At 39.8% G+C, this 26,343-nt stretch carries 29 protein-coding genes and 2 pseudogenes; 13 read left to right on the top strand and 18 right to left on the bottom strand.

Features of this window, described 5'->3' with window-relative positions:
- Positions 1-252 precede the first annotated feature (252 nt).
- On the top strand, positions 253-1,020 hold the full coding sequence (locus HNQ46_RS01900; protein WP_183682271.1) for a nucleoside phosphorylase: 768 nt from the start codon (positions 253-255) through the stop codon (positions 1,018-1,020).
- Between the two features lie 165 nt (positions 1,021-1,185).
- Here the strand turns inward: HNQ46_RS01900 and HNQ46_RS01895 are convergent, their stop codons facing one another.
- The 3 genes and pseudogenes from HNQ46_RS01895 to HNQ46_RS12000 all read right to left on the bottom strand — a co-directional run.
- The gene (locus HNQ46_RS01895) at positions 1,186-1,632 is read right to left on the bottom strand and encodes a putative toxin-antitoxin system toxin component, PIN family (protein WP_183682267.1); all 447 of its coding nucleotides are present in this window, start codon (positions 1,630-1,632) and stop codon (positions 1,186-1,188) included.
- A gap of 3 nt (positions 1,633-1,635) precedes the next feature.
- On the bottom strand, positions 1,636-1,929 hold the full coding sequence (locus HNQ46_RS01890) for a type II toxin-antitoxin system RelB/DinJ family antitoxin (RefSeq protein ID WP_040648793.1): 294 nt from the start codon (positions 1,927-1,929) through the stop codon (positions 1,636-1,638).
- Positions 1,930-2,044: 115 nt separating this feature from the next.
- A pseudogene (locus HNQ46_RS12000) lies at positions 2,045-2,143 on the bottom strand (TnpV protein); the annotation flags it as partial.
- A 213-nt stretch (positions 2,144-2,356) separates the two neighbouring features.
- Between HNQ46_RS12000 and HNQ46_RS01885 the strand changes: the two are divergent.
- On the top strand, positions 2,357-3,352 hold the full coding sequence (locus tag HNQ46_RS01885; RefSeq protein WP_183682264.1) for a helix-turn-helix domain-containing protein: 996 nt from the start codon (positions 2,357-2,359) through the stop codon (positions 3,350-3,352).
- A gap of 116 nt (positions 3,353-3,468) precedes the next feature.
- Here the strand turns inward: HNQ46_RS01885 and HNQ46_RS01880 are convergent, their stop codons facing one another.
- The 4 genes from HNQ46_RS01880 to HNQ46_RS01865 form a co-directional block, all read right to left on the bottom strand.
- Complete coding sequence (locus HNQ46_RS01880) at positions 3,469-6,273, bottom strand: N-acetylmuramoyl-L-alanine amidase family protein (protein ID WP_183682261.1); 2,805 nt, start codon at positions 6,271-6,273, stop codon at positions 3,469-3,471.
- A gap of 327 nt (positions 6,274-6,600) precedes the next feature.
- A complete protein-coding gene (locus HNQ46_RS01875; protein ID WP_183682258.1) occupies positions 6,601-8,181 on the bottom strand; it encodes a carbohydrate-binding domain-containing protein in 1,581 nt (526 codons plus the stop codon).
- 119 nt (positions 8,182-8,300) lie between these two features.
- Positions 8,301-8,909, bottom strand: a complete 609-nt coding sequence (locus tag HNQ46_RS01870; RefSeq protein WP_183682255.1) for a hypothetical protein — start codon at positions 8,907-8,909, stop codon at positions 8,301-8,303.
- A gap of 26 nt (positions 8,910-8,935) precedes the next feature.
- Positions 8,936-9,436, bottom strand: a complete 501-nt coding sequence (locus HNQ46_RS01865; RefSeq protein ID WP_183682252.1) for a hypothetical protein — start codon at positions 9,434-9,436, stop codon at positions 8,936-8,938.
- 273 nt (positions 9,437-9,709) lie between these two features.
- On the opposite strand from HNQ46_RS01865, the gene HNQ46_RS01860 reads away from it, so the two are divergent.
- A complete protein-coding gene (locus HNQ46_RS01860) occupies positions 9,710-9,904 on the top strand; it encodes a hypothetical protein (RefSeq protein WP_007157169.1) in 195 nt (64 codons plus the stop codon).
- 194 nt (positions 9,905-10,098) lie between these two features.
- Here HNQ46_RS01860 and HNQ46_RS01855 read toward each other — a convergent pair whose 3' ends face one another.
- The 5 genes from HNQ46_RS01855 to HNQ46_RS01835 form a co-directional block, all read right to left on the bottom strand.
- On the bottom strand, positions 10,099-10,914 hold the full coding sequence (locus tag HNQ46_RS01855) for a DUF4367 domain-containing protein (protein WP_183682248.1): 816 nt from the start codon (positions 10,912-10,914) through the stop codon (positions 10,099-10,101).
- Positions 10,911-11,465 carry an RNA polymerase sigma factor gene (locus HNQ46_RS01850; RefSeq protein ID WP_183682246.1) on the bottom strand — a complete coding sequence of 185 codons (555 nt, stop codon included), beginning with the start codon at positions 11,463-11,465 and terminating at the stop codon, positions 10,911-10,913. Before HNQ46_RS01850 ends, HNQ46_RS01855 begins: the two co-directional genes overlap by 4 nt.
- A 110-nt stretch (positions 11,466-11,575) precedes the next feature.
- On the bottom strand, positions 11,576-12,484 hold the full coding sequence (locus HNQ46_RS01845; RefSeq protein WP_183682242.1) for a magnesium transporter CorA family protein: 909 nt from the start codon (positions 12,482-12,484) through the stop codon (positions 11,576-11,578).
- Between the two features lie 315 nt (positions 12,485-12,799).
- The gene (locus HNQ46_RS01840) at positions 12,800-13,483 is read right to left on the bottom strand and encodes a class I SAM-dependent methyltransferase (RefSeq protein WP_183682239.1); all 684 of its coding nucleotides are present in this window, start codon (positions 13,481-13,483) and stop codon (positions 12,800-12,802) included.
- Positions 13,484-13,515: 32 nt separating this feature from the next.
- A complete protein-coding gene (locus tag HNQ46_RS01835) occupies positions 13,516-13,998 on the bottom strand; it encodes a pyridoxamine 5'-phosphate oxidase family protein (protein ID WP_183682237.1) in 483 nt (160 codons plus the stop codon).
- A gap of 161 nt (positions 13,999-14,159) precedes the next feature.
- On the opposite strand from HNQ46_RS01835, the gene HNQ46_RS01830 reads away from it, so the two are divergent.
- A complete protein-coding gene (locus HNQ46_RS01830) occupies positions 14,160-14,864 on the top strand; it encodes an Ltp family lipoprotein (RefSeq protein WP_183682234.1) in 705 nt (234 codons plus the stop codon).
- Positions 14,865-14,907: 43 nt separating this feature from the next.
- Here HNQ46_RS01830 and HNQ46_RS01825 read toward each other — a convergent pair whose 3' ends face one another.
- The gene (locus HNQ46_RS01825) at positions 14,908-15,177 is read right to left on the bottom strand and encodes a type II toxin-antitoxin system RelE family toxin (RefSeq protein ID WP_183682231.1); all 270 of its coding nucleotides are present in this window, start codon (positions 15,175-15,177) and stop codon (positions 14,908-14,910) included.
- Positions 15,174-15,395, bottom strand: a complete 222-nt coding sequence (gene relB / locus HNQ46_RS01820; protein ID WP_183682229.1) for a type II toxin-antitoxin system RelB family antitoxin — start codon at positions 15,393-15,395, stop codon at positions 15,174-15,176. The genes HNQ46_RS01825 and relB overlap by 4 nt, the downstream gene beginning before the upstream one ends.
- A 144-nt stretch (positions 15,396-15,539) precedes the next feature.
- Between relB and HNQ46_RS01815 the strand changes: the two genes are divergently transcribed.
- Complete coding sequence (locus HNQ46_RS01815; protein WP_183682226.1) at positions 15,540-16,139, top strand: DNA-3-methyladenine glycosylase I; 600 nt, start codon at positions 15,540-15,542, stop codon at positions 16,137-16,139.
- On the opposite strand, the gene HNQ46_RS01810 is transcribed toward HNQ46_RS01815, so the two are convergent.
- Positions 16,136-16,918: a hypothetical protein gene (locus tag HNQ46_RS01810; protein WP_183682224.1), complete on the bottom strand. Its 783-nt coding sequence runs from the start codon at positions 16,916-16,918 to the stop codon at positions 16,136-16,138. The two genes, HNQ46_RS01815 and HNQ46_RS01810, sit on opposite strands and share 4 nt — an antisense overlap.
- A 116-nt stretch (positions 16,919-17,034) precedes the next feature.
- Here HNQ46_RS01810 and HNQ46_RS01805 point away from each other — a divergent pair, with 116 nt between their 5' ends.
- Positions 17,035-19,041, top strand: coding sequence for a leucine-rich repeat domain-containing protein (locus HNQ46_RS01805; protein WP_183682222.1), 2,007 nt, complete (start codon positions 17,035-17,037; stop codon positions 19,039-19,041).
- 16 nt (positions 19,042-19,057) lie between these two features.
- Here HNQ46_RS01805 and HNQ46_RS01800 read toward each other — a convergent pair whose 3' ends face one another.
- From HNQ46_RS01800 to HNQ46_RS01790, 3 genes are read right to left on the bottom strand one after another with little or no spacing between them, the layout of a single operon-like run.
- Positions 19,058-19,438, bottom strand: a complete 381-nt coding sequence (locus HNQ46_RS01800; RefSeq protein WP_183682220.1) for a C-GCAxxG-C-C family protein — start codon at positions 19,436-19,438, stop codon at positions 19,058-19,060.
- Positions 19,439-19,450: 12 nt separating this feature from the next.
- Complete coding sequence (locus HNQ46_RS01795; RefSeq protein WP_183682218.1) at positions 19,451-19,690, bottom strand: type II toxin-antitoxin system Phd/YefM family antitoxin; 240 nt, start codon at positions 19,688-19,690, stop codon at positions 19,451-19,453.
- Positions 19,687-21,213, bottom strand: coding sequence for an ATP-binding protein (locus tag HNQ46_RS01790; protein ID WP_183682216.1), 1,527 nt, complete (start codon positions 21,211-21,213; stop codon positions 19,687-19,689). The genes HNQ46_RS01795 and HNQ46_RS01790 overlap by 4 nt, the downstream gene beginning before the upstream one ends.
- 281 nt (positions 21,214-21,494) lie before the next feature.
- Here HNQ46_RS01790 and HNQ46_RS01785 point away from each other — a divergent pair, with 281 nt between their 5' ends.
- The 7 genes and pseudogenes from HNQ46_RS01785 to HNQ46_RS12270 form a co-directional block, all read left to right on the top strand.
- Entirely contained in the window at positions 21,495-22,199 is a 705-nt protein-coding gene (locus tag HNQ46_RS01785; RefSeq protein WP_183682214.1) for a lantibiotic protection ABC transporter ATP-binding subunit, read from the top strand.
- Positions 22,192-22,947, top strand: coding sequence for an ABC transporter permease (locus tag HNQ46_RS01780; RefSeq protein ID WP_009536773.1), 756 nt, complete (start codon positions 22,192-22,194; stop codon positions 22,945-22,947). The genes HNQ46_RS01785 and HNQ46_RS01780 overlap by 8 nt, the downstream gene beginning before the upstream one ends.
- Positions 22,940-23,671 (top strand): ABC-2 family transporter permease, encoded by a 732-nt coding sequence (locus tag HNQ46_RS01775; protein WP_183682212.1) that lies wholly within the window; start codon positions 22,940-22,942, stop codon positions 23,669-23,671. The genes HNQ46_RS01780 and HNQ46_RS01775 overlap by 8 nt, the downstream gene beginning before the upstream one ends.
- A gap of 5 nt (positions 23,672-23,676) precedes the next feature.
- On the top strand, positions 23,677-24,345 hold the full coding sequence (locus HNQ46_RS01770; RefSeq protein WP_009536775.1) for a response regulator transcription factor: 669 nt from the start codon (positions 23,677-23,679) through the stop codon (positions 24,343-24,345).
- A complete protein-coding gene (locus HNQ46_RS12215) occupies positions 24,324-25,670 on the top strand; it encodes an ATP-binding protein (RefSeq protein ID WP_183682210.1) in 1,347 nt (448 codons plus the stop codon). The genes HNQ46_RS01770 and HNQ46_RS12215 overlap by 22 nt, the downstream gene beginning before the upstream one ends.
- A 52-nt stretch (positions 25,671-25,722) precedes the next feature.
- Positions 25,723-25,845 carry a zinc ribbon domain-containing protein gene (locus HNQ46_RS01760; protein WP_408637130.1) on the top strand — a complete coding sequence of 41 codons (123 nt, stop codon included), beginning with the start codon at positions 25,723-25,725 and terminating at the stop codon, positions 25,843-25,845.
- A 6-nt stretch (positions 25,846-25,851) separates the two neighbouring features.
- A pseudogene (locus HNQ46_RS12270) lies at positions 25,852-26,244 on the top strand (ClbS/DfsB family four-helix bundle protein); the annotation flags it as partial.
- Between the last annotated feature and the right edge of the window lie 99 nt (positions 26,245-26,343).

The following is a 26,343-nucleotide window of genomic DNA, read 5'->3' as shown; positions in this document are numbered from 1 at the left end:
CACAATTTCCCCTTCTCTATAGCACAAAGCAATATACTCTCGAGACTGATAATAAAAGTCCGTATTATAGTCGGATAAATATTTTTCTATCCAAGACACGTATGCTTCCATTACAATTTAAATATTTAAATTCCCTTAGCATTTTCCTTCTTGCGAATCTCTTATTTTCCCATGTATACTAAGACTTTATAAAAAAATATTGCTATTATTTTACCATAAAACCCTTTTAAAAAGAGAAAAATAGAGGCCAAAATGAGTATTCAAAAACACGAAATTCCCATCTTAGAATTTGATTCCGATCCCAGTGCTGTTTTAGAGCCGGGTCACGAAGCACTGGATGTGCATTTTCCGGAGAGAGCCGTTTTTGCCTTTTTACAGGACACAATAGAAAAATATGCCTTACAGCATGGCGGAAAGGTACTGACCCAATTTCTCTCCGCCACCATGCAATATCCCATTTTTTTATTGGAGGAAAATGGAATTCCCTTCCTCTTGGTGCAGGCTCCTGTAGGTGCCGCCCCTGCCGCACAGATTCTGGATTGGCTCATTGCCCATGGCGTTAAAAAAGTCATCAGCAGCGGTTCCTGCGGTGTATTGGTTCATAAGGAGGAAGGCGTTTTTCTGGTTCCGAAAAAAGCACTGCGGGACGAAGGCACCTCCTACCATTATCTTCCTCCCTCCCGCTTCGTGAACATAGAGGAAGCCCCAAGAAAGGCTATCGAAAAGGTTCTGCGCTCCCATCATTTGCCCTATGAAGAAGTAATTACCTGGTCCACCGACGGATTTTTCCGGGAAACCAAAGAAAAGGTGGAATATAGAAAGTCGGAAGGTTGTACCGTTGTGGAAATGGAGTGTTCCGCCCTGGCAGCCGTGGCAAAGATGCGGGATATTCAATGGGGTAGTCTGCTCTACACCGGAGATTCTTTGGCAAATGTAGAGGAACACGATATGCGTTCCTTCGGTATTGGTTCCCGGGAAATCGCCTTGCGTCTCAGCATTGAATCGGTTTTGGAAATGTAGAGATTCAGAGAATGAAGATATTGAGAAAATGAAGTTCTTTGGAGCAAGACGAGTAATGAGATAGTTCAAGCTCAGCAAAACAAAAATGAGCAGGTCTCTTCCAAGGATATTACGTCATCTCTCCAATTTTGCAGACAGTGTCTACAAAAACCTTGGATAAGCGCATCATTCATCACTATTTGCTTCCTCCGGGAGTAACTTTTCGCCGTTCTCTAGGATCGTCAGCATTTCCCTCGGCGTCACCACATAGGGCTTCAGCGGGAAATGTTTGATGTTTCCAGTCACCAGATAAGCGTCACTATCTTTTCTGGCTTCCATAGTGACCGCATAGAATATTACATCCTTCGGGTCGGGCAGGTTTTCCTCCCGCTTCTCCGGGACAAGGAACACACCACGCATACGAATCCCATCCGTCACAGCTTGGATATCCTCTTCCTTAAAGGGGAATTTCTTCCGCCGCAGTACCTCTTCGTATTCAGTCATGATTTCATCGCTAAGGAGAGGAACAATGCTTCCCACAAGAGCCTGTTCCAGAACCGCTCCGGGCACGGAATCCCAGCGAAGAAGAGCGGAAACCAGTACGTTGGTATCTATCACAGCATATAGCTTCATACGTTATTTCCCATTCCTTACAGCTTCAATCTCCGCATTGATTTCATCCAGTGTCATGTCGGCTACACCGGCATTCTCCGCATCACTGCTCATGCGCTTCATGGCTGCAACAGCTGCCGTCGCCTTATAGTTCTCTTCTGGCAAAATCATGCTGAATGGGATACCGCGCACCTGCACAGAACGAGTCAGGAACATGCGGATTGCCGTGGGCAGGTCAAGGCCGAGCTGAGAATATACATCGGAAGCTTCCTTCCGAAGATTGTCGTCTATACGAAGCTGAAGTAATCCATTTGCCATGCTTACACCTCCATTGAAATCTGCATTTGTTTGTAATGCAATCGTACTATATTTTTCTCGATAATTCAAGTGAATTACAAACTCATGCAAGCAAGAGTTCAAAGACTGTACTCTATCTTTCTTCTTCCACTAAAGTCAAGTTCGGGATATAATAATCCCCGACAAGCGCATATCGATTCTCGTTTTCCCGAAACTGTTGTTTCAATTCACTCATCACACTTCTCCGTTCTGAAACTTTTCTTCGAAATATTATTTTTCCATGGAAAATCAAGGCTTTGCAACCGTCGGTTGTCAAATTGACAAGCCCTCTTTCTTCCCTGCAACCGCATTTTTCACTAGTATGGGAGACGTAAAGACGGAGTGAGCAAAGACATTTTCCAAAGAAGGAAAATCCGGTAAACACTGAAAATCATAAAAGGAGTAGAGTATGATACTGGCAGACAAGATTATAGAATTAAGAAAGAAAAACGGTTGGTCTCAGGAGGATCTGGCGGAGAAGCTGGAGGTCAGCAGACAGTCCATTTCCAAATGGGAGGGCGCCCAGTCCATTCCGGATATGAATAAGATTTTGAAGTTGTCCGAGGTCTTTTCCGTCAGTACGGATTACCTCTTAAAGGATGAGATAGAGCTGGACAGCCCGGGAGAAGCTCCAAAGATTGATACGGAATCCTCCCTAAAGGAAGTTCCTGTTTCCATAGAGGAAGCCAATGCCTTTCTCGCGCACAAGAATCAAGCAGCTTCCCAAATTGCTCTGGGCGTATTGCTTTGTATTCTCTCCCCCAGCCTATTGATTGCTTTAAGCACTCTTCAGGAAAGTTCTCTTCTTCCTCTCTCAGAGGGAAAAGCCGTAGGTATCGGTGTGCTCTTCCTCTTCCTTTTGGCAGGAGTAGGAGTAGCTTTATTTATCAAGAACTCCATTGAAGGAGACCGATTCCATTATATGGAAAAAGAGCTTCTGAATACCGCTTACGGGGTAAACGGTATGGTGCAGGAGAAAAAATCCCGTTACCAGGGAACTTATACTTCTCAGATGATTTTAGGCATTTTTCTTTGCATCATTGCGGTAAGTCCCATCTTTATCAGTATGATTATTTTCGGAGAAGATGATCTCCATACCGCTCTTGCCGTGCCTTTCCTTCTGCTTTTTGTGGCCGTTGGCGTGTTTCAGATTGTCAAAACGAATATTATTTGGGATGCCTTGAACATGCTTTTAGAGCAAGGGGATTATAGAAGGGAGAAAAAGATGGATGAGCATAAAAATGAAACCATCGGGCAAATTTACTGGTGCTCGGTAACGGCTATCTATCTGGCCTACAGCTTTATTACACGGCGTTGGGATATCAGCTGGATTATTTGGCCAGTAGCCGGAGTGGGCTATGGCGCAATACGCGGCATTGTCAATTCCTTTAGAACTAAAATTTAGTTTTTCCTCTTAGGAAAATGCAAAAGGGGCCGGAAAAAACAATTTACTATTTTGTTTCCAGTCCCTTTTTCTTATTCCTGCAAAAGAGCATCTATCTTATGGAAAGTATTTTTCTCTTACTTTAAGGCTCCGCTCTTCTCATCAAAGTTATAGCTTTGTTCTCCTATTTTTGCCTCTCCGGTTTTCATTTCTCCTGAACCGTTGCTTAAGTAATACCACTGATTCTTCCAAAGGAGCCAGCCCTCATGCATAGCACCTGTTAATGGATTTAGATAATACCATTTTCCATTCACGAAAATCCAGTCGGTGGCCATGTAGCCTTCTTCTCCGAAGTAAAACCACTGAGGTCTTCCTTCGTAATGTACTTCCGCCCATCGAGATTTTGGATAAGTTCCATCAGTTGCAGATAGCCACCAGCCCTTATCATCCGTTTGCCAAGTTCCGGAAAGAGTAGTATCACGGCTCTCTCCAAGTACCGCTCCCACTTTAACTATAGCGGAAGCAACGGAACTTCTACTGGAAAAGGAACGATAGTTTCCATTTCCGGAACCACCCCCAAAAGTTCTGCCGGTCTCTTGCTTTTCATGAGAAGCTTCGGTATTTTCAGAGGGATTAGGATTTTCTTCTTTTCCTGTATTGTCCTTCTCATAGACAAACTGGATTTCTGCCATATCTTTAATATTCAGGTTATCTAAAATACGAATGTCCCCTTCCGTCCACTGCATTTTCTTATTCTGAATACTACCGTAGCGATAAACCTTTGCCTTGTAGCCGGAAATGTCTTTAGGAGCGATACCGAATGACATCACCTTAGCAAAGCTATAGCCCTGTATATATTCCGGATCCTCTAAAATATTCCCTTCCACATCCACATAGCTTACTTTCACTGCACGAATGTTCTTTCCGGAAAGCTCCAGCTTATTCGGAGTCTTGTCGTCCAACACTGTAGCTGTAACCTTGTGTTGCATATCATAATGCACTCCGTCCGGGGCAATATAATAAGTAAAAGTTCTGTCGCCTTTGAAATTATTAGGACAAATGACTTCCATCACCTGACTGTTTCCATTTCCGGTGATTCCGGTATGGTTAAAGGCAATCATAATGAAGTTGCTGGAACTATCAGATGTTGCATCATTCACCGGATACCAGGTAATGTCATTTTCATCCACAATTTTAATCTTACTCTTCTTTTCATCCAGGTTAATGCCGTAAAGATGCACGAGAGTCTTCTTACTGCCTTGTCCTGTGGGACTGACGGTGTGGGTATTGTCCACCACCTCCGTTCCTCCTCCGGAAGTTCCATAGGATTGAATGGATGCAAAGGAAATCGCAGGAATACCTTCCTCCTGTCCCTCATAAAGCTGAGTTAACACCAGCTTCTCATTAGGAAGTGCCTGCTTGGAAAAACGGTTCTTAAAACTCATTCCACCGTCAGCAGATAAACGCAAAGTAAAACTCTTCATCTCCTTGCTTTCGTTTTTCGGAACGGAGAAGCTGACAACTAAGCCTTCCTTTTCTGCTTCCTCTGCATTCGCTGAAAAACCAGTATCTGCCTCTATTTTAAGGTCTGCCGGCTCAAAAATATTATCCTCTTCTTTTCCGCTAAAAGCCTTGTTCGGAAGCACTTTCATGCGGAACTTTTCCTTGGAAAGATTCTGTCCCTTAATTCGAAGGCGAACCTGTCCTCCTTCTGAGGAAAGAACAGTCCCCTCTTCAATCTTTACTTCACTGATAACACCGGACTGTTGCAAGAAGCTCTCAAAGGGATTATTTTCCACCTGTCGATTGATATCTAAAATGCTCCGCTCTTCCACTTTAATCTTTGCAGTATTTTTAAAGTTCTTGGCAGCGTGCAAACGGATTTCCAAAGTATGGTCATCTACAAATTCCAGCTCATCCTCTACCTCTAAAGGAGCATAGCCCTCCTCTTCCTTTGTTTTCAGGAAAATGCTTTTCTTCAGAAAATCCATGTCCTTTGCCGCAGAAACCTTCTCGTAAAAATATACGGTAATTTTCTGTCCATCATCGGAAAGACTAACCAGGCGAGGCATAAATTGTACCTTTTTCTTACTTTCTTCTCCCCCTACAGAAATTTCCAATGCATCGGAAAACAAATCCTCCGGGGCATCCATCGTCCCTACTTGAACTTTATATTTCTGAATGCCTCCCTCTGCATCCGGAAGGCTCAAAGCTTTGGTTCTATTGTTTTCCAGGCCTTCCCATCCGCCTTTTAAGCTTTCACTTAAACCTTCATCTTCAAGATACTCTCCCTTTTCTTCCCTATATACCTTTCCGAAAAGATTGTCCTCTGTAAGGTTTTTTCCCTTAACATGCAGTAAAATTTCTCCGCCTTTAGCCAATTCTGTTTTATTGGCACTAAGCTTCGTAATTTCCGCCTTTACGACTTTTTTTCTTCCGGCCTCTTGGGTAATTGTAAGAATCGGAGCGTCTTGGAATTTTTCTTCATCTCCCCAGCAGTTAAAGTAGAGAGTTATCGTTCTTTCGCTCTTATCTTCATTTTCCGGAATACTTACAGAAAAACTTCTCTTTCCCTTCTTTAAAGATAAATCTTCCTCTTCAAGGGGCAGAAGTTTTTCCGAAACCAGTCCATCACTTGTTTTAAATTCCGCCTTGACCCGAAGCGTTTCATATCCATCAGGACGATTGTTGATTCCCAGCATTAGGCCGATTTTTAGCTTTCCTCCTTCTGCAGGAAGAGTGCTACTATCCTGATTTAAATCATCTCCAAAAAACACACGAGTGATACTACCCCTATTTTCCTCCGTAACACTACCATTGGTCGCTGTGCTCTCTAAAGCAACTGTAGAAGCTGTCGCCCCACTGCCTGTGGCAAAAGCCACACTTTGTAAAGCCAAGGTACAAAGCATAGTACTTGCCAGTAATCGTTTTGCTTTTTTCATGTCCTCTCCTTTGATGCTTAAAAATATTGTATAAAATAGCTATAATCCCCTCCTTATCTTAAAAGAAAATGTTAAATCTTACTATAGCTTTATCTATTAAATTTTATAATGAATACATCATATTTATATAAGACTTGAATATGTTTTTATATTGTATGATATAAGATAGATAGAGATTAAACGGAAATGAAGTGGGTAAGGAGCTGTATCAAAGATATGTTTGTAAAATATATTTTCATATAAAAATAGGAAAGAGTCAAAGCCCTTCCCTATTTTCTATCTACTAATAGCTATTTCATTATTTCTTCAAAATTTCCCTAAACGATATTAGTTGCTTTCACTATTACTTCCCTGACCGCTGGGTGGCTCCGGCATAGCCAACTCATTCCCATTAGCATCTGTCGGCTTCTCAGGTGGCTGTCCCATAGAGCCGTTTCCGCTAGGTGTACCGACATTTTCCCCGGGAGCTCCGCTTGGAGGAGTACCGTTTCCACCGCCAAAGCCCATGCCGCTGCTTTGCTCCCCTATGGTATTCTCTCCTGCAGAAATCGTGATTTCTTCGCTATTACTTCCTGCACTTACGGTATAGGTCTCCCCTGTTACAAGCTTCTCAGAGGAAAGAATCACTGCCGTAAAGTCGTTGGTTGGTGTGTAGCTAAGTACCACATTTCCACTCTTGTCTGTCACCTTCACCTCTGTTCCCCCGCTTACTGCAGTAGAGTAGAACACGTTGATAAAGTTCTGGGGGGAACTGCTGTCAAAGGATTCAAACATTTCCTGCACACCGGTGCTGATAAAGGTTCCGCCGGTAATGGTTGCCTTTCCGTTAAAGTCTAAAGCCACATCCGGCCCGGAAGCAGGTCCGGAAACATTTAAGGTGCCGCCTTCGATATAGACCTGACCGTTGGAGTCGATTCCGTCTCCGCCGGCTGTCACATTTACCGTACCGCCTGTAATACGGAAATAGGTATCCGCCTGATTTTCCTCTCCGTAAGCTTCCTTTTCCTCATCGCTAGCGCTATCGTCAATCAGTCCACGGGCGTTGATACCGTCATCGCTCGCCACGATGTCAATGCTTCCGCCGTTAATATCTATGGTAACAGCCTCCAGACCTTCTCCAACCTTCTCCATCTTAATAGTTCCGCTGTTGATGACCAAGGCTCCGTCTGTGGTAATACCGTCATCCTCTACATTGATGGTGATATCCGCATTTTCAATGGTAACGGAATCGGTTCCCTTGATGGCCTTTCCTACCGATTCGATATTCAGCTTTCCACCTAAGATAATGAGATTGTCCTTTGCCTTAAGGGCTGTTGCATAGTTGGAGCTGATATTCAAAGTTCCGTTTCCGTTAATGGTCAAATCCTGCTTTACAAAGAGGGTCGCATCCGGCTCATCCTCTCCCTCTGCATAATTATATGTTGTGCCGTCAGTGATAGTGTTGGTGGTGCCATCCACTAAGGTCAACACAATCTTACGTCCTGTAGCTGCGTTAATGACGGAGGAAGTCGTATTTGTGATATTTACGCCGTTGAAAACGATGTGTACCAGGTCTTCGTCTCCCACCTCCGTAATGATCTGTCCATTGAACTCTCCGCTAAAGACATAGGTTCCGGCCTTGGTAATGACAATATTGCCATCCGTGTAGCTTGCGCCCTCTCCGGTAATCTTGGCGTTTCCGCTACTCAACTCAATCGTGGTATCCGAGTCGGAATAAGAAGTATTTAAGTCTTCCTCAGAATAACTTGCCGTTGTTTTTGTGGAAGTGTTCGTTGCCACCGCCTCTGTGCTCTGGGCGGTCGTTGCTGCCGCTGTTGTAGCGGTCTTTGCATTGGAACATCCTACGATGGCCATACTCATCGCCATTGCCGCCAGCCATATACTCATTTTATTTTTATTCTTTTTCATACTGTCCTCTTTTCTGTGATTGGGTTGCTCTTTACACGCCCTACTATCACAGAAATTTATGTTCAGCTTGTGTATGAAATGTATAAAATGTATGAAATTGCATTTTTATATATATTTATTCATTTCCCAATATCTCTTCTAGCTTGCCTGCTAAGCCTTCCTCTTCGAAAGCACTCTTCGGTTTCCCTGGGTTCCACACAATGTTTTCCCTTTTCCGCCAGAATTTCTTTAATCCTAAGATAATCCTCCAGAAGCTCTACTTCTCCTGTAAAAAGCAAATACTCATTTTTATACAGCACGGAATCCAGAATCTTAGATGTGCTGTTCTTCTTGTAAAGGCTAAAGTGGGGCGAAAAACGTATCTTACTTCCCACACCCTCATGGAGTTGAAAATCCACAAATCCTATTTCCGTATAGGGAATCCTCCGGCTTTCCCCCTTGTTGTAAAGAAGTACAATCTCTTCCTCATACAGAATTGCTTCCACAATATAAGTAAGAAAGAAATATTTGTAGATATCCCATACGCAAAAGGCGGAATACATAGTGAGCAGTCCATACAGAAGCCACACACTCTTATCTAAGCCTACTTGCCTATAACTCAGAAAAAATATTCCCAGTAAGAAAAGAAGACCAAAGAAAGAAAAAATCGGATTGGGCGAGTAGTACCTAATTTGCCAGTGGCAGGATCCATTTTCATCCAAATAAGTATTTGACTTTATTTTCCACATGAATCCACCACTTTCTCTAGCTACTTTTATTGCTCTTCATACACAATGACATAGGCCTTAACCTGGTCGCTGCCCTTCACAATGGAAAGAGGAACTTCTGCAATAGCCTTTCCGGTCTGTCCCTTATAATATTCGTTTCTATCTTCAGCGGAATAAAAATACATTGCTGCAGAATAAACATGCCCTGCTTCCAAATCGATATCAATACTAAGCTTTTCGCTAACCAAATTCTTATTGCCTGTAACGCCTGCCTCTGTAGAACGGAAAACGCCTTCCAATCTATGCTGTCCCGGCTCCAAAGCTACGATTGTCTGCATATATTCTCCCTTAGTATGAGAAAATGTGGAAAGGCTGTTTCCATCAATAGCAATGTGATCACAGTACAAATGTATGAGTGCCTTATACGCATTATCCGCATTAAATTGCTGCTCCCCTGCCTTACGCTTTTTTTGAAAGCTCATCATGACAACAAATAAAACTGCCCACACAACTACCACACCGGCTACAATCATAATAGTCTGATTCATCTTGTTTTCCTCCTGAAAGCTGCTACAAATATTGATAAATAGTAACGTTTACTTCTTCTCCATAATCTCACTTACGGGATAGGAAAAAATCTCTATCCTATACATGCAAAACCATTATAAATTCACTGTCCAGGAAGTCAATCTGCTTCCGTAAAAGATTAATATTTTTCTTGACAGGCATTAATATTCCGCCTACAATTCTTAAGGATTAAAATTAATATTTTCTTTTTTAAGGGAATAAACAAATCACTTTGATTTTTAGGGGGGAACAAAATGAACCAGCAAACCATGACCATTATCGTTACTCTTGTCTGCTTAGTAATGTGCGTAGGGCAGATTCTTATGATTAAACAAGCTCATGAAAACGGAACCAGTGTCCGCATTCGTCCATTGCAAATTATAGCTTGTGCCGTTGTAGCAGTTATGGGCATTTATTCTTTAATTACCGGACATTACTTCTGGGGCTAATGATAGTTCCAAAATATCAAGAGCAATATTAAGAGCATTATAACTTCAAGAACAATGTAATATCAAAAGCAATATAGCCTCAAGGACGATATTGCTATAGGAAGCATTCAGCTTCTATAATATTTCATAAAAAATCGGACGGTGCATATTTACCGTCCGATTTTTTACGCTCCTCCATTGCCTGGACGAGTCTCTTACTCCACCGCCTTTACAATTTCTAAAATCTCCTCTTCCGTCATTGGCTTCTCCTGTGCTTTTACCGCATAGCTGAAGCCATTTTCTTCCCATAATGCCAGAGAATATGTTCCGTCTTCACCCTTTAAAGTGACTTTTCTTCCCTCGGAATCCACTTCTTTACTTTCTGTATACTCCGTATAATCTCCGCTAATGTCTCCTTCAGCTCTTGCTTTTCGGATGGAGTATCCAACCGCAAAGGGCTCTTCCTTAGAATAGGCCACTTCAATCATATCCTCTCCGATTACGCTGATGGTTTTTTCGGTATAAGGAGCTTTGCCCTCAGGAATACGCATGGTAAAACCGGTAAGTTCTGTAGCCTGCTGCATTGACGCAACTTCTTCTACGCTCCGTCCCTTAGCCGTGATTCCGCCAGAGTTCTCTTTCAGTTCTCCACCCTCTGCAGCAAATTCTTCCGCTTTATCCTGTGTTCCACCGGAGTCCTCCCCTTGTGCTCCCTCCAGCATTACAGAGCTTGGTTTGGCTGCTCTGGGAGCGAAAAACATGAATACTCCGACATAGCAAACAAAGCAGGCCGCAGCTATGGAAGCTGTAAAGCCTAAAACCCGAGGAAGGGTAATAAATTTCCTCTTCTTAGCTTCCTGCATTTTGATGATCTTTTTTTCTTTTTCTACACGTTCTCTTTCGAGGCTTTCCCGGTTTTTACTTACTAAGTCCTGCTCCTCTTTCTTTTGGTAAAATGCCTCCGCTTCCAGAATATATTGGTCACTTACCTCTGTCATTCCCCGAAGCAGTCGCTTGCTGTCCTCTTTCATAAACGATATCCCTCCTGCTCTAAGAAAAGCTTAAGCTGCTCCCTTGTACGGCTTAAACTCATTTTCACCTTACTAAGACCAAAACCGGATTCCTCCGCAATCTCGGATACGGAATCCATAAACCAATATCTTCTCATGAAAATATTTCTGCTCTCCGGTTTCAAGCTAGCCAAAAAAGAGTCCATAAGCTCCGACAGCTCATTTTCTTCTCCGGGAATAGATCCCTTATCGGGAAGAACTTCCGACAGCTCTTCCAGTACCACCGGAACTTCTCCTCCCCCACGCTTTTCCGCGTGCAAACTGTCGTAACGGTCTAAAGAAAGATTCCGAACAATCTTCGATAAAAAAGCCGGCAGATTGTCCGGCTGTTTCGGTGGAATGGCGTTCCAGGTCTTTAAATAAGTGTCATTCTCACACTCCTCTGCATCCGCCATGATTTTTAAAATACCATAGGAAATAGAAAGGAGTAAGCGGCTGTATTTATTTTTGGTTTCTGAAATCGCAGTCTCCGCCCTTTGAAAATATAGGGCGATAATCTTTTGGTCTTCCATCCTTCTGAATCCTTATCTATGATTTTACGTTCCTAAAGCTATATTCCAAATGCTTCATTTCCCAATCTCGGCTTCAAATACGTTTTATTCCTTACTTTCTATCCATTCATTTATCTGCGTCTTATAATCCAGCGCATTACCCAAGTTAAAATCACCCATAGCAGTGCACTGACAGCACAAATCATAATCCACGCTCTTTGTTCATTCATAAAAGGCAGAGGCACATTCATGCCGAAGAATCCGGTGATAACCGCAAGAACACTGAGTAAAATCTCAAAAATAGTTAAAGTACTCAGGTTGTTATTTAAGTCATTATTTAAAACATTGTTGTAAGAATCCAACAGTTGGCGGGCAACGCTGGAAAGTAAGTCCGTCATGGACACCAGCTGTCTGGCCTCCACCATGGCATCATCAAACTGCGCAGACTCCTCTTCATTAAAGCTACGATAAATGGCATGAGCCTGGATATGCTCCAGCAAAAGACGATTTTGCGTAGCGGCGGATCGTAAATAAATCATGCCCACCTCCAAGTCGGAAAGAGCATAAAGATTTTTCTTCGTGGTTTTCTGCCGAAGCAAATGGTTAATCTCATCCTTCTGCTTATCCAAACGCTCAATAATAGGATAATAGGCATTGGAAATCATTTCCAAACTTGCAAAGAGTAAGGTATAAATCGAAAGATTCTCTTTTCCATCCACATAATCACACATCTTCTGAATGATATATACATTGTCTTCATTGCTGATGGTCACCAGTCGATTTTTTTGCACAATAAACGTCAATGGAACCGTCTCATAATATTCCTTATCCTTTTCCAGATCCAAGACACTGTAAATGAAGGTAACAGTTCCGTCCTCCCGATCATAGTCCATGTGGGCATGCTCATTTTCATCCAAAGCATACTCCAAAGTTTTCGGGTCAATATCATATTCCTCATAGACTTTGGAATGCTTGGTGATTTCATCCGAGTTAATATTAATCCATGTATTATTGTTGCTTAGCTTTTTTGTAACAAGCATAGTTTCCCCTATTTCTACTCTAACGATCAGGAATTCTTTTTGCTATTCTCCATTCTTTGAGACATTCTTTGAGACATGCTTTGAGACAAACTTAATTTTTCCCGACTTCTCCTATGCTCTTCCGGCGATAGGACAAAACAATTTTTACACCTCCCCATTATACGCCAAAATCCACATCTTCTGTAGACAAAATTTCCGCCTTGCCGTCAAGATTCTCATAAACTGTAACAATACTTAATTTTGTTCCCTATTCTTTTTTCTTTCGCCTTCTTCCATCAAGACGGAGAATAGAACGGAAAGGTCACAATCATGAATTTATTTTTTTACACAGGAAAAGCAGGCCACCGTTTCCACCCTCTCCACGGAAACCTCTTTGTAGCTTTCCATAAGCCGCTTTCTTAAGCTCTCTTCCGTTTCAAAGGGCGGTGTAAATAGTCCTTTCGGCACATAGATATGCTTTGCAAACCAATCCGCTCTCTTAACGCCCCCTTCCACATAGAAACAGCCGCAGAAAATTCCTCCCGATTTCAATACACGAAATACCTCTTGATAAGCCGCTTCTTTATCCGGAAAAACATGGAAGCCATTCATGGACAAGACGATATCAAAGCTTTCCTCCGGGAAAGGAAGAGCACCCACATCTCCCTGTTGAAAATGAATATTTTCGATACCTGCTAAAGCTGCCCTCTCCTTTGCCGGCTCCATCATTTCCGCTGCATAGTCCATACAGACAATTTCCGCCTTTGGCAGTTCTTTGTATCGAGGAAGTGTCATAATTCCCGTCCCCACAGGAATTTCCAAAAGCTTTCCGGAAAAGTCCTTCGGTATGGACGATAAGACCTTTTCCCGATAATAGAGATTTTTCCCCCTATCCATGTTCCACACCAAACGACATAAAAGCTTTCCCGCAAAATTCCCATAGGTCATCATCCCATCATAAAAGCCGGTATGGCTGCCAACGGATTGATAGGCATTTTGGATTTCTTCCTTTCGACTCATTTTCTCCTCCTTCCATGAAAATCAAACCGGACTTAGGATTCCTTCACCAGCTTTCCTGTCATTCTGTCAATCGTCATGCAAAGCATATTGACTCTTGCCCCGGCTTTTTCTATTTCTTTCTCTATAGACTCCTTCGTCGGATAGAATTTTTCCGCCAGTTTTCTGCATTGTTCTATCACCTTCTCCTGATTCTCTACAGCTTCCACCCTTCCAAGGCAAAGTACGGAACGAATATACCAAGGCCATTCTCCTTCCTTTTTGAATCCCGAGTCCATGATGGTAAAGCAGACCTTATTGTTTTTAGCAAGCAGATCCAATTTCAATCCCTCTTTCGCACCGTGAAAATAAAGTTTTCCATCTTCCTCATCATAAAACTGGTTTAAAGGAATAGCATAGGGATAGTCATTTTCCCCATGAAAAGCCATTACCCCTCTGGGAGCTTCCCGTAAAACTTGAATACACTCTTCTTTAGAAATTTCCTGCTTAAACCGTCTCATTGTTTTAAATTCTTCCATTGTTTCTCCATTTCTTTCAAAACTCTTTTCTTAAACTGCACTAGTTCTTGCCTAATAAGAAAGCAAAGATTACTATAAAGACATTATACCGTAGTTGTTATAGCTTTTTTTATGAAAATGAAGAAATCTCTCCATTCTCTCCCACGAAAGGAGTTACAAAAATGAGTCATGCTTCCAGATACTTTACCCGGCTTACTGCCATTTTCTTTCTCTTCTTTATAATGTCCTGTACAAAGCAAAATCAAGAAGGGAATGCTATAGAAAGTTCTTCGAAGCTCTCTTCAGAAAGCATAGAGAACAGTTCGGTAGATTCCAAAAAAATTTACCCGGAGAATAGCTCTGCGGATACGAACGAAAGGATCAAGGATAGTGTCTCGGCAGGTAAGGAATCATTAAGCGAAGAAACTACCAAGCCCCCATTGGAAAGCTTAAGCGAAAATCAAGTACAGGCCATCCAAACTGCTGAAGGCTATCTTGATACTATGCCCTTATCCCAAACAGAATTACTGCAAATGCTTACCGTGGAAAATATCAATTTGGAGGATGCAGAATTTGCCCTGGAGTATCTTGATATAGATTGGAATCAAGAGGCACGGAAGAAAGCCAAAGAATATTGCAAGCATAAAATCGGCTTCTCCAAAGTAAAATTAAAAGCCCAGTTGCTCTTCGACCACTTCACAGAAGAAGAAGCGGATTTTGCCCTAAGCCACATTCACGTGAACTGGATAGAGCAAGCAAAGATTGTTGCAAAAGAATACATGGAGGACGGCGTTAGCTCCAAAGAGGATTTAATAGATGTTCTGATGAATGAAGGGTTTACGAAAAAAGAAGCGGAGAAAGCAACATTGAAAGTAGGTCTAAAATAGGCCGTAATCTACCACTTCACAGTTATAGAGACTTACTGTTCCCCTAAGTGCTGTAGATATCTCTTCTGTGACCAACAGTCAATGCAAGTATAATCAGCTCTTGATCTTGTATAAGACAGAGTAAGCGATAATCTCCGATTCTATACCGCCATTGTCCACTTTTGTTAGCGGTAAGTCCCTTTCCATGAGCTCTCGGATCTTCACAATTTTGCAAATATTTTACAATCCAGGATTTAATCATCTGTTGTGTGTATTTGTCCAGTTTTTTGAACTCTTTATCGAATCGAGCAGTTGTTTCCACATGATAGCTCATAGATTAAGTTCCTTCCAGAGTTCCTCAATGGGTCTGGACTTACATCCATTATTCTTATATTCCTGATAGGCTTCATTGGCAAGACTGATATCATACTCCTCTTCAATACGTTCAAATAAAGCCCTTTTGAAAGCCTCTCCTAAAGACATTGCATGAAGCTTTGCATAGCTTTCTGCAAGTGCTTTTTCTTCCTCGCTCATTCGAATTGAAAATGCCATGATTTTACCTCTATTTCAAAAATAATTTGCTGTACTATTCAAGCAAAGAATACACAAACCTTATATGTAGTACATTATACTACACTGCTTATTTATTATCAACTCTAAATAAATTCTGTTATAATGCTTTAAAAAGGAGGCTTTATGGCTTGTCAATGGAAAAACAGCAGTGCGGAAATGATTTCCTACCACGATAAAGAATGGGGCGTCCCCACCCATGAGGATCAAAAGCTCTTTGAGTATTTGCTTTTGGAATCCATGCAGGCCGGGCTTAGCTGGGCCTTGATTCTTCGAAAAAGAGAAATCCTTCGAAGCTGTTTTGCAAACTTTTCCCCGGAAAAGGTCGCAGCATTCACAGAAGAAGATATTGAAAGAATCATGCATACGGAAAATATGATTAGGTCGGAGCGAAAAATCAGAGCTATGATTCAAAACGCCAAGGCATTTTTAGCCCTGCAAAAGGAAGAGGGCAGCTTTGATAGCTATCTTTGGAAGTTTTCCGATGGAAAGAGCCTTTGTTATCAAGGACATGAAAAAGGAGAAATGCCTTCCAAAAATGCTCTTTCCGAAACAATTAGTAAGGAATTAAAAAAACGGGGCTTTCAATATACCGGCCCCGTCATTGTCTATTCATTTTTACAAGCCTGCGGTCTTATTAACGACCACGAAGAAGACTGCCCCTGTTATCAGGCACTCCGCAGGGCTTATCCTTATCAAGAGGTGGAGGAGACATTTTCTTACTAAAGCAATATAGCTTGCTCCAGCAAGGTATCCTCCTCATATCCATAGGCAGAAATTCTGTCACAGACCCTCTCTTGCCATTCAGCAGAGAAACTGCCATCTTCATTAATGAAAAAATCGGCACTTAAGAAACGAATAATCATAAACTCGGAAGTTTTTTGTGCAAATCCGTCTCCCCTACTAAAGTCAATGCCGACTCCTGTATTTCTGGTCATGGCCGCCTCCAAGATAGGAAGGGTCAATTCATTTGCAGGAATGCTCATATCCGGAAAATCAAAGAAGCCGCCCTTTTCCTTGGTATAAATGCCTAAGTTGGAAATGGTGCCGTTGGTCACCATTTTCACTCGTCTAATCGCAGTTAAAGGAATACTATGCTTTGCTCCGGTAATACATCCTCCGGAAAGGCGAATCTCCTTTTCCTTTAAATTAAAGCCGATAGGAAGATCCAAGCTATCGATGCTATTGGGAAATTCAGCCCCCAGCTTATTTCTTGCAAATGCAAGTAAGAGCGTCTTGGTTTCCGCGATATTATGCCCTCTACCATTTGCCTTGGTATCTGTCTCTAAATCCGGAAGACTCATATTTTTCCCCTGAAGATCCCTAAAAATCAGAGAATACAGCATATTGGAGTTACAATATCGCATGGGAAGAATAGCTCCCACCTCGGAAAAAGAAAGGGTAAAGGGCTTCTTCCCCTCTACGGATATTCCATCTTTCGTAATGCTTAACTTCCGTCCTCCATCATCAAACACCGCTGTACGATCTCCCAAAACACTTCTCATTGTTTTTCCTCCTAATCTTATCTTGCATATCTCTTAGACATTTTGTAAACTTAATTTATTTATAAAATAATATTTATTTTACAAAATATAAGTTAAAAATAGCAAGAGGAAAATCCATGAAGATTACCAAAATCCAATGCCCAAACTGTCAAGGTCAATTATCCGTTCCCGAAGGAATGAAGGAAGGCTTTGTGCAGTGTGAATTCTGTAATACCAAGGTCTATTTGGAACCTCATAAGCCGGATATCACCCAAAATATCACCATCAAAAATGTGAATTATAACAAGGAAAGAACTGTTCCAAACAACGTACGAGGCAAATACCTTTTGCAAAGCTGTGCAGTGGGCTCTGTAGTAGTGGTGATGTCAATCCTTCTGTTTATTTTACTAAAAACAGTCTTTTCTCCTAGCGGAATAGAGCTTCCCACCGACCAATATCGTAGCACAGTGCAGGATCCGGTAGTGATTTCCTTTGTAGAAAAAGCATTTTCCAAGAATCTTTCTCAAATCACAATGGAAGACTATAATTCCTTAAAATTCCTGTCCATCTCAAAAGATTTAGATGAAGAAAACTGGTGTTTTTCTTATGCCGAGAAACTGAATGAAGAGGGAAATCCCGTGGAAGAAAAGACTCTTTATTTTCCTGCTACGGAAAACATTCCCCGGCAGGAGATTCAGCCCTTCACCGGTTTGGAAAATCTGGCACTGGGAAAAGACCTGGACTTCGATAGCGACAGTCAAGACAATCAGGATTTAAAAAATCTAAAAGAGTTAAAATACTTTTCTGCTATAGGAAACAATTCGGAAGGCTTTAGAGAGCTTTTGTTAATCTTGGCAAAACCGGAACAGATACTCGGTCTTAGCGGTATTTACCTCCGTGATGACGTTGTTCCCTACAGCATTTCCTCTGACAAAACAAAAGATATCACGGATATTTTCACACCCTTTTCTTCCCTGAAAAGCCTTTCCATCAGGGTAAACTATAAATATGAAGGGGGACTACTTTTTTTAAGACACTTTCCTAACTTAGAGAGTTTAACCCTTGATACCTCTGCAGATTTAGCTCCTTTAGCTACTTTAAGCAATTGTAAAAATCTAAGTCTGTCTGGTCCCTATGATAAACCCTTAGAAAATATCTCCGTTCTATCCGGTATGCCCCAAATGGAACATCTCAGATTACACGATGTTATGTCCTTAAAGGATTTAAACTTTACCCAAAATATGCCTAATTTAAAGTCTCTGGAGCTCGAGAGCGTACCGATACTCTCTTTAGACGGTTTAGCCAATCACCCCTCATTAAACACGCTTTTCATTGATGACTGCTATGAATTAACGGACGGAAAGGCTATTGCCGGTCTCAGCGCTTTACAAAGCCTGCACCTTGGCGGTCGCGGGCATGGCTGTTACATACCGGATTTGCAAAATTTAACCGCCTTGGAAGACGTGTTTTGCGGATCGAGTGATCTCAAGCATTTTGCTCATATGCCTTCGATTAAGAGCCTCTATTGTGTTTTGAATGGATGGAATATTAGCGCCGAGTCCCTTCGCGGTATGAACTCATTAAACACTCTAGTAGTTTCCGGTTCCTTGGATTATATTTCTAACGACTGGGAAAATGTTTTAGCAGGCTTACCAAACCTTGAAAAAATGAGCATTCTGGGAGAATCTTTAGACCTCCTAAAAGACTATCATGGACTTTTTTCCGGCATTAAAGTAAAAGAACTGATTTTTGACGAAAATCTTATTGGTCCACCTGAAACGCCTGATATTTCCCTATCCCTTAGTAAGATGGAAGATAACAACGCTACGGAGACCTTGATTCTCAACCAGGCAGAAATCAAAAACCTGGATGATGATTCTGATAATTTCACGGTCAATGCCAAAGCCTTTCTTTCCCATTTTAAAGCGTTAAAAAGGCTTGGACTTCGTGGAAACAAGCTGGAGAATCTGGATTGTATAGAGGGACTCAGCACTCTGGAAGAGCTGGACATTTCTGATAACTATATTACCGATATCAGCGCATTACGGAATTTACCCAATCTGAAAAAAGTAAAGCTATCCGGAAACTCCATTGTGAATCTGGAGCTCTTACCGGATAGCGTGGAAATTGTGGATCAGTTTTAATGAACTTCCCTAAAACTTAATATAGTAAAGCAATCGCCTCTTTGATGCAATCTTCGCAGCTGCAAAGAGGCTTTTCTTTGCCTATGCCTCTTAAATCCTTGCAAATGCTGGCTCCGCAGCGCTCAACAAAATCCTGAAAAAGATGGGCGGCCTCCACCTGTACCATAGGATTTCCTTTATTTTTCATAGCTAAAACAAGGTTCGCTCCAATCAGGGCTCCGCAGGTCCCCTCTAAGGTTCCTAAGCCCTCAATAAGCCCTGCAGAGAGAGGAAGCAGAAGCTCCTCTGGCAGATTTAATTCCTCTTGATAGGCAAGTAGCACCAGCTGTCCGCAATTTTTCCCTGCCGCTAAGCCTTCCATGGCTAGTGACTGTTTTTCTTCTAATGATTGTTTCATGATTTCTCCTATTCATTGAAAAGATGGTTGATCGGAAATTTCTTTTTCCTTTGACGCCAAATTACTTTGGCTCATACCGGGAATACTATTCAAGTACAACGTTTCCTGAATGGCTTTCCAATCCTCCTCTCCAATCAATACCGCATTTTTACCTCTATTATTGATAATCGTAATTGGCTGAGAAAATTCATTTACTTCTGAAACAATCTGATTAAGCTTTGCTCTTGCCTTGGTAATATTAATCGAAGTCATTGCTTATCCCCTTGTATTCTTATCTCATCCTCTACCTCTATAAGCTCATGCGCTTTTCCCTTGCCCTCACGCAATTCCTTTATAGATTTTTTCAGTGAACTCATATTGCTTTCTGAATAGAAGGAGTCAATACTTTGTCGTCCTATCTCATAAATTTGCTCTAAAGTAATTCGCTCCGTGTTTTTCTCAACAGGAAAGTCTTCAAATCCGGAAAGGCTGACCATCCAATAGCTTTTATTCTTCGCAGGAAATGGCTTTGCTTTTTCCAATAATTCTTGGTAAACCACCGCATCTATTTTTTGATTTCTCCACTTTACCTCGGCAAATAAATAGCTGTCTTTGCCATCAAAAGCAAGTAAATCAATTTCGGATTCCTTCTTTCTGATCTTGTCCGTTCCCCACCAGTTCCCATAATCTTCCGGTAGGAAGTCCAATTCTCCTTTTCGCAGCCTTTGTTCAAAATACTCTATGACAATCTGTTCAAATATAGCCCCCATATATTCATTGAGTTTTGGCTCGATCTGCTTCTCGTATACAAGCTCTCCCAAATCCATATTAAGTAAGTTCATATTTTTCTGTACGAAACAGTACCAAAAGCGAAACATCGTATCCTTGATCCGATAAATAGGGCGCTTACTTTTACGATCTAAAACCGGTGTTTTCTTCTCAATGATTCCAAGCTCCAATAAGGAATTCAGATAATGACTTAGTCCCCCGCTTTGCATATTCAATTTCGTTGCCATTTCATTTAGCTTGCTTGCCCCTGCCGAAATCACAAAAAGAATATCATTGTAAAGTTTGGGCTGTCTCAATTCTTGCTTTAAGAGATTATCAGGCTCTTCAAACAGCCTTCCGTTAGGCTTCAGAAAATTACGAATAATGTTGGTTTTCAAATCTACATTTTCATCAAAAAAGCTTAAGTATTCCGCAATTCCTCCGGTGATTCCATAGACAATGGCCTTATCTCTATCGCTATAGGAAGCGACAAACTCTGCCGCTTCCAAATAGCCAAAGGGCTGAACTTTTAACTGGCTTGTCCGTCGTCCGTAAAGCGGACTTTTGTATCCCAGTACCTGATTTTCCATAAAACTCATGGATGAGCCGCACAAAATCAAGAAGAGCTTGCTCTTCTCCCTATACTCATCAATCAGTTTTTGTAATAGGGAAGAAATATGCTCCGCACTTTGGGCTAAATAGGGATACTCATCGATGACAAAAACAATTCTATGCTCTTCCGCGTAGGCAAACAAATAGCGAAGAGCCGCCTCAAAATCCTGAAAATCCGGAAGCCCCTTTAGATTCCCGCAAGCTTCATAGATGGCTTGTGACAAAAGACTCAGATTAATCAGTGCATTGGATTCCAATGCCACAAAATAATAGCCTCTTTTTCTTTTTAAAAATTCTTTAATCAGGTAAGTTTTCCCTACTCGTCTTCTGCCGTAAATAACCGATAAAGCGAAATTGCCTTTCCCGTATTCTACTTCTAATTCTTTTAACTCAAATGCTCTTCCTATAAAGCGCATAAAATCACCTCCTGAAAACGGGATATCGCGTATACTCATGATACTCTCTAGAGACATTATAAAATGCAAGAGCGTAATATGCAATAATATACTTTTGCATATTACGCTCTTGCATTTTTACTTAGCAGGTTACCTTCGCCTTGTTTTTATTTTACAAGAAACGCTCCGCCTCGCCGGCAATTATTTCTTCTCCAAAATCTCTATCGACTTTCCCTCATTGTTATAATCCAGTTATTTTTATTTTTTATAACGATATCATCAAAAGGATGGAGGTTAATCATATGAGTATCCTATTAGAAACAAAAGGACTGACAAAAAAATATAAAAATGGGATTGCGCTAAATCATGTTTCAATTCAAGTGGAAAAAGGTACAGTTTATGGTCTGTTGGGTCCTAACGGTGCCGGAAAATCCACATTATTAAAAATTATTACAAGATCAATTCCAAAAAGCTCAGGTGAAGTGATATTTGAAAATCATCCATTAAACGCAAATGATGTAAAGAATATTGGAGCGATTATTGAGCATCCGGCTATTTATCCTAATTTAACAGCTTATGAGAATTTAGAGGTTATTACCACTTTACTAAATATTGATAGGAAGAAAATTGATGAAGTACTTATGATGGTTTCATTGACGAATACCGGCAAAAAGTTAGCAAAAGAGTTCTCTTTAGGTATGCAGCAGAGACTCGGCATTGCCATGGCACTAATTAACAGTCCGTCATTACTTATTCTTGATGAACCGACAAATGGGCTAGATCCGTTGGGAATACAAGAATTAAGAGAACTGATAAAAATGCTTTCAGGTCAAGGGATTACAATAATCTTGTCAAGTCATATTTTGAGTGAAGTGGGACAGATTGCGGATAGAATTGGTATTATTAATAAGGGAATTTTACGCTATGAAGGACAAAATACCAATCCGTCTAAGCTGGAAAATTTATTTATGGAAATTGTTAGGAAAGATGTGATGAATAATGATTAAGATGCTTAAAGTAGAATGGATTAAAGAAAAGAGAGCTGCTAATTCAACACTAAAATATATAGTCCCCGTTATTTTTCTGCTATTTAATCTTTTTATGGTTAATCTCATGGGACAAAGCCCTGAAGGAAGAAGTTATTTAATGGCTACAGCATTTAACTGGTATCCTGTTCTGATTTTACCTATTGTATTAAGTCTACTGGTCGTTAATATTGTCAGTAAAGAGAAAGAAGAGCATCTTACTTTTCAACGAAGACTGAATCTAAGTGTGGAAAAGATTTTAATCGCCAAGAATGAAATGGTTATTCTTGAATTATTTGTAATTTTGATATTGTCATCGATTGGAATTTATTTAGTAGGAAGATTCTTCTTACAAGAGGAAATTAGTCTGAAAATCATGTTCTTAGCCACTTGTTGTTTGTTTATTGGAAGTTTGCCTATAATTGCTTTATCTTTTTTTATTTATAATTTATTTAACAAAAAGTATTTAGTGATTTTAATTAATTTCGTATTTACCTTTCCATCGGCAATGATTGCTGTAACATCCTATTGGAAATTTTTCCCTTGGGATTACAATTTGCGGATACTATGTCCGATTATTGAGGTTCATCCCAATGGAACTTTTTTAGAAAAATCATCGCCGTTAACATCTATGAACGCCGTGTTTGTCGGATTAGCGTTAAGCGTCATGGTGTATATCCTAATAACAGTTCTAAATATAGGAATGGAAAGAGGAAAAAGTCATGTTTAATATTTTAAAGTCTTATTGGATAAGAACCAAAAGAACGCCGTCCAGAATGGTAATTAATATGTGCCCTTTACTATTTACCGGTCTTTTTATTGTATATCTTCTAAGTTCCACAAGCTTAAAAGGAGTAGAGCTTGCCTACTTCTTTGGAGCTTATACGACCTTGGCAGGCTTTTCTATCAGTTTTTTTGTTCCCATGTTATATGAAAGCGATAAAAAAGCCGGGAGCTATGCCAATGATTTGAGAATAGGCATTTGTCGAAAAAAATTGTTTTTTGCCAAATATTTATTTATCTTTATATTACTAATTACTATTGAGGGGATAGCACTATTACCCTTTTTATTGTTTTTATATTTTCATGGAATCAAGATTCAAATATCCGATTTGGAAGTTTATACGATGATCGGGTCTGTAGGCTTGATTAATATGGTGCCGTTTTATCAATTTTTAAGTTTAAAATTTGATTATACCGGTTCTATTTTGCCAGGTACTATTTTTACTTTGGCTGCCGTTCTTTTAGGCACAACAGATTTAGGAAGTGGCATATGGTATTACTTCCCATTTGTTTATCCAATACGACTTCTATATGGTTATGTTTGTCGCTCTTTCAATTTAAACACTATTGTTTTTTATCTTTTTCTATCTTTTTTTATTTCATTTGTAAGTGTGGGTATATGTTCATTTTGGTATAATCAATGGGATGGAATCAGTAAAATGGAGGAATAAAAGGCATGAACCTTCTCATAATAGATGATGATAAAGATTTGCTGAAATTATTACAGTTGACCTTTGAGAAAGAATATAATGTCGTTATTTGCGATTCGGCACTCAAAGTTGAGCCGAGTGATTTATGTAAATATGACTTAATCATTTTAGATATCATGATGAAAGAAATGTCCGGTTTTGATTTTTTAATCAAATACAGAAATATCTTAGATATTCCTATTATTTTACTTACCGCTAAAGACTTCGAAAAAGATAAAGTCGAAGGGTTTGCATTGGGCGCAGATGATTATGTAACTAAACCATTTTCTATTGCTGAAATTAGAGCAAGGGTGGCTGCACATATCAGAAGAGAAAATAGAGAAAAGCATTCAAAACTTATAGATTATCCGATATCTTGCGATCTGCTTTCAAAAAAATTCTATTTTGATGATGAAGAAATCAGTTTCACAAATAGCGAATATGAAATCTGCGAGTTTTTATTAAAAAATAAAAACCAAGTTTTTTCTAAAGAAAAAATTTATACGGCAATTTATGGTTATGATAAGGAGGGTGATAGTTCTACAACGATTACCGAACGAATCAAATTAATAAGAAGTAAATTTGAGCCCTATCGCATAAATCCTATAAAAACAGTTTGGGGAGTTGGTTATCAGTGGGAAATAAAAAGAGTTTAAGATATTTAATCAGCAAATATGCAATTATAGAGTTAGTATATAGTTTTTTTATCGTTGTATTATTTTATGTAGGATTAAATGTATTGTTAAATACCGGGGTAATCCACCCTGCCAACTATGCGGATATTCAGTCGGAAAAAGTGGAGGAAGGTTTTAAAAAAGAAGATTGGACACCTGCCGAAATTCCATTTTATTATGATTTTTTATATTTGAAAGATGGAAAAATAATAGAAAATACTATTGATAAAAAATATGATAATTTAGTACAGGAAGCCCAAAAAAATGGAAAAGCAACAAGTGATGAAATTATAGGCTCAAATATTTTTAAGACTTATACTATGGGAAATAGACAATTGGTAATAAGGTATAAAGTCAATGCTATATTTACCAATAAAAAGCTTTATAAACTCTTTGAAAATTTCGAGTGGGGGTATATTGTTTTTATACTGACGATTTGGTTTTTGGGATTTGCTTTGCTTCTTATTCGTTCTTCAAATATATTAAAGAGGGAAATTGACAAAATTGCTATTGCAAATGCTAACATCAGTCGGATGGATTTAGATTATGAGAGAGAGTATTCCAAGTATAAAGAAATAGATGGAGTACTTTGTTCGATTGATGTATTGGCTAAAAATCTAAAAAAATCTCTTGGTGAACAATGGGACATGCAAGTTAAGCAAAAAGAGTTGGTGGAACAACTTACGCATGACATAAGAACGCCAATCACATTGATTAAAGGTAATTTAGAATTATTAAAAGAAGAGAATCCCGGTTTATCTTCCGATCGATTTTCGGATATTTTCAATGGTATTGATAGACTGGAAAAATATATTGGAAAATTAAAAAATTTTTCTTATACGATGGAAGGGAAAAAAGATGTTGTCAGTAATGAGGTGATTTTATATTGGATTGAGGTAATGTCCAGTATATGTAGGTTAAATGGCTTGAAATTAAAAGTAATAAAAAGTGAAAGCAGTAATATTAGGTTAGATAAAGAGGAAGTGGCTGTAGCACTGCAAAATATAGTTACTAATTCTGTCGAATATTCTAAAAAAGATTCTGTAATATCGGTAGAGTTTAAAGATGAGCCCGGAGAGTTTGTTTTGATCGTCAGAGATGAAGGAACAGGTTTTGATAAAGACTTATTACCTTTACTTACAGATAAATTTATTTCCGGCAAAGTAAAAGATAAGTGCGATAAACATGGTTTAGGCTTATGGGTGGTGAAAAATATTGTCATGGCAAATAATGGAAACTTATATTTAAATAATTATGGTAGAGGGATTTCCGGGGCTGAGGTCAAAATGGTTTTTTATAAAGAATAAGCTAATTAGTAAGTGACTATCCAAGCATTTATATCGTAAGAAACAGGGAACAATGGAGGAAATGATTGAGATATGCGTTCCTTATGTAGTCGAAGCCAATAAAGATATGAATGAAGATAGTGCAAGAAAAATGATGATGGAGTTTTTCCCAACTCTAAAGAGATGGAAGGAGTAAAAAATTATGCCAAGCCCAACGACAAAAAATGATTTAATGATTGTTGCTAAGGAAAACTATGAAAAGTTAAATTTATTTATCTCAAAGATGACTGAGGAAGAGTTAAATACACCATTTGACTTTTCAAAAGATGAAAAGAAATAAGAAACCCACTGGAAAAGAGATAAGAATCTAAGAGATGTTTTAATCCATCTCTATGAATGGCATCAGCTTATTTTGAATTGGGTACATTCCAACCAAAAGGGAGAAGAAAAACCGTTTTTGCCTGAGCCGTACAATTGGAAAACTTATGGAGATATGAATATAGATTTTTGGAAGAAACATCAAAATACTTCTCTTGAAGACGCAACTAAAATGTTTCATAAATCCCATAGAGATGTTTTAGAGTTGGCTGAAAAATCATTACCACCCGTCAAACGGGTGGTTTGCTCGGGGCTATAAGCCCCTGCTACTGGCCAGCGTCTAAAGGCGCTGGCTTTCATTTTGGGCTATGGGAAG

The organism is Oribacterium sinus, from assembly GCF_014202695.1.
Lineage (GTDB): Bacteria > Bacillota > Clostridia > Lachnospirales > Lachnospiraceae > Oribacterium > Oribacterium sinus.
Note: the sequence above shows the minus strand (reverse complement) of the source record. Positions and strands in the feature narration are given on the sequence as shown.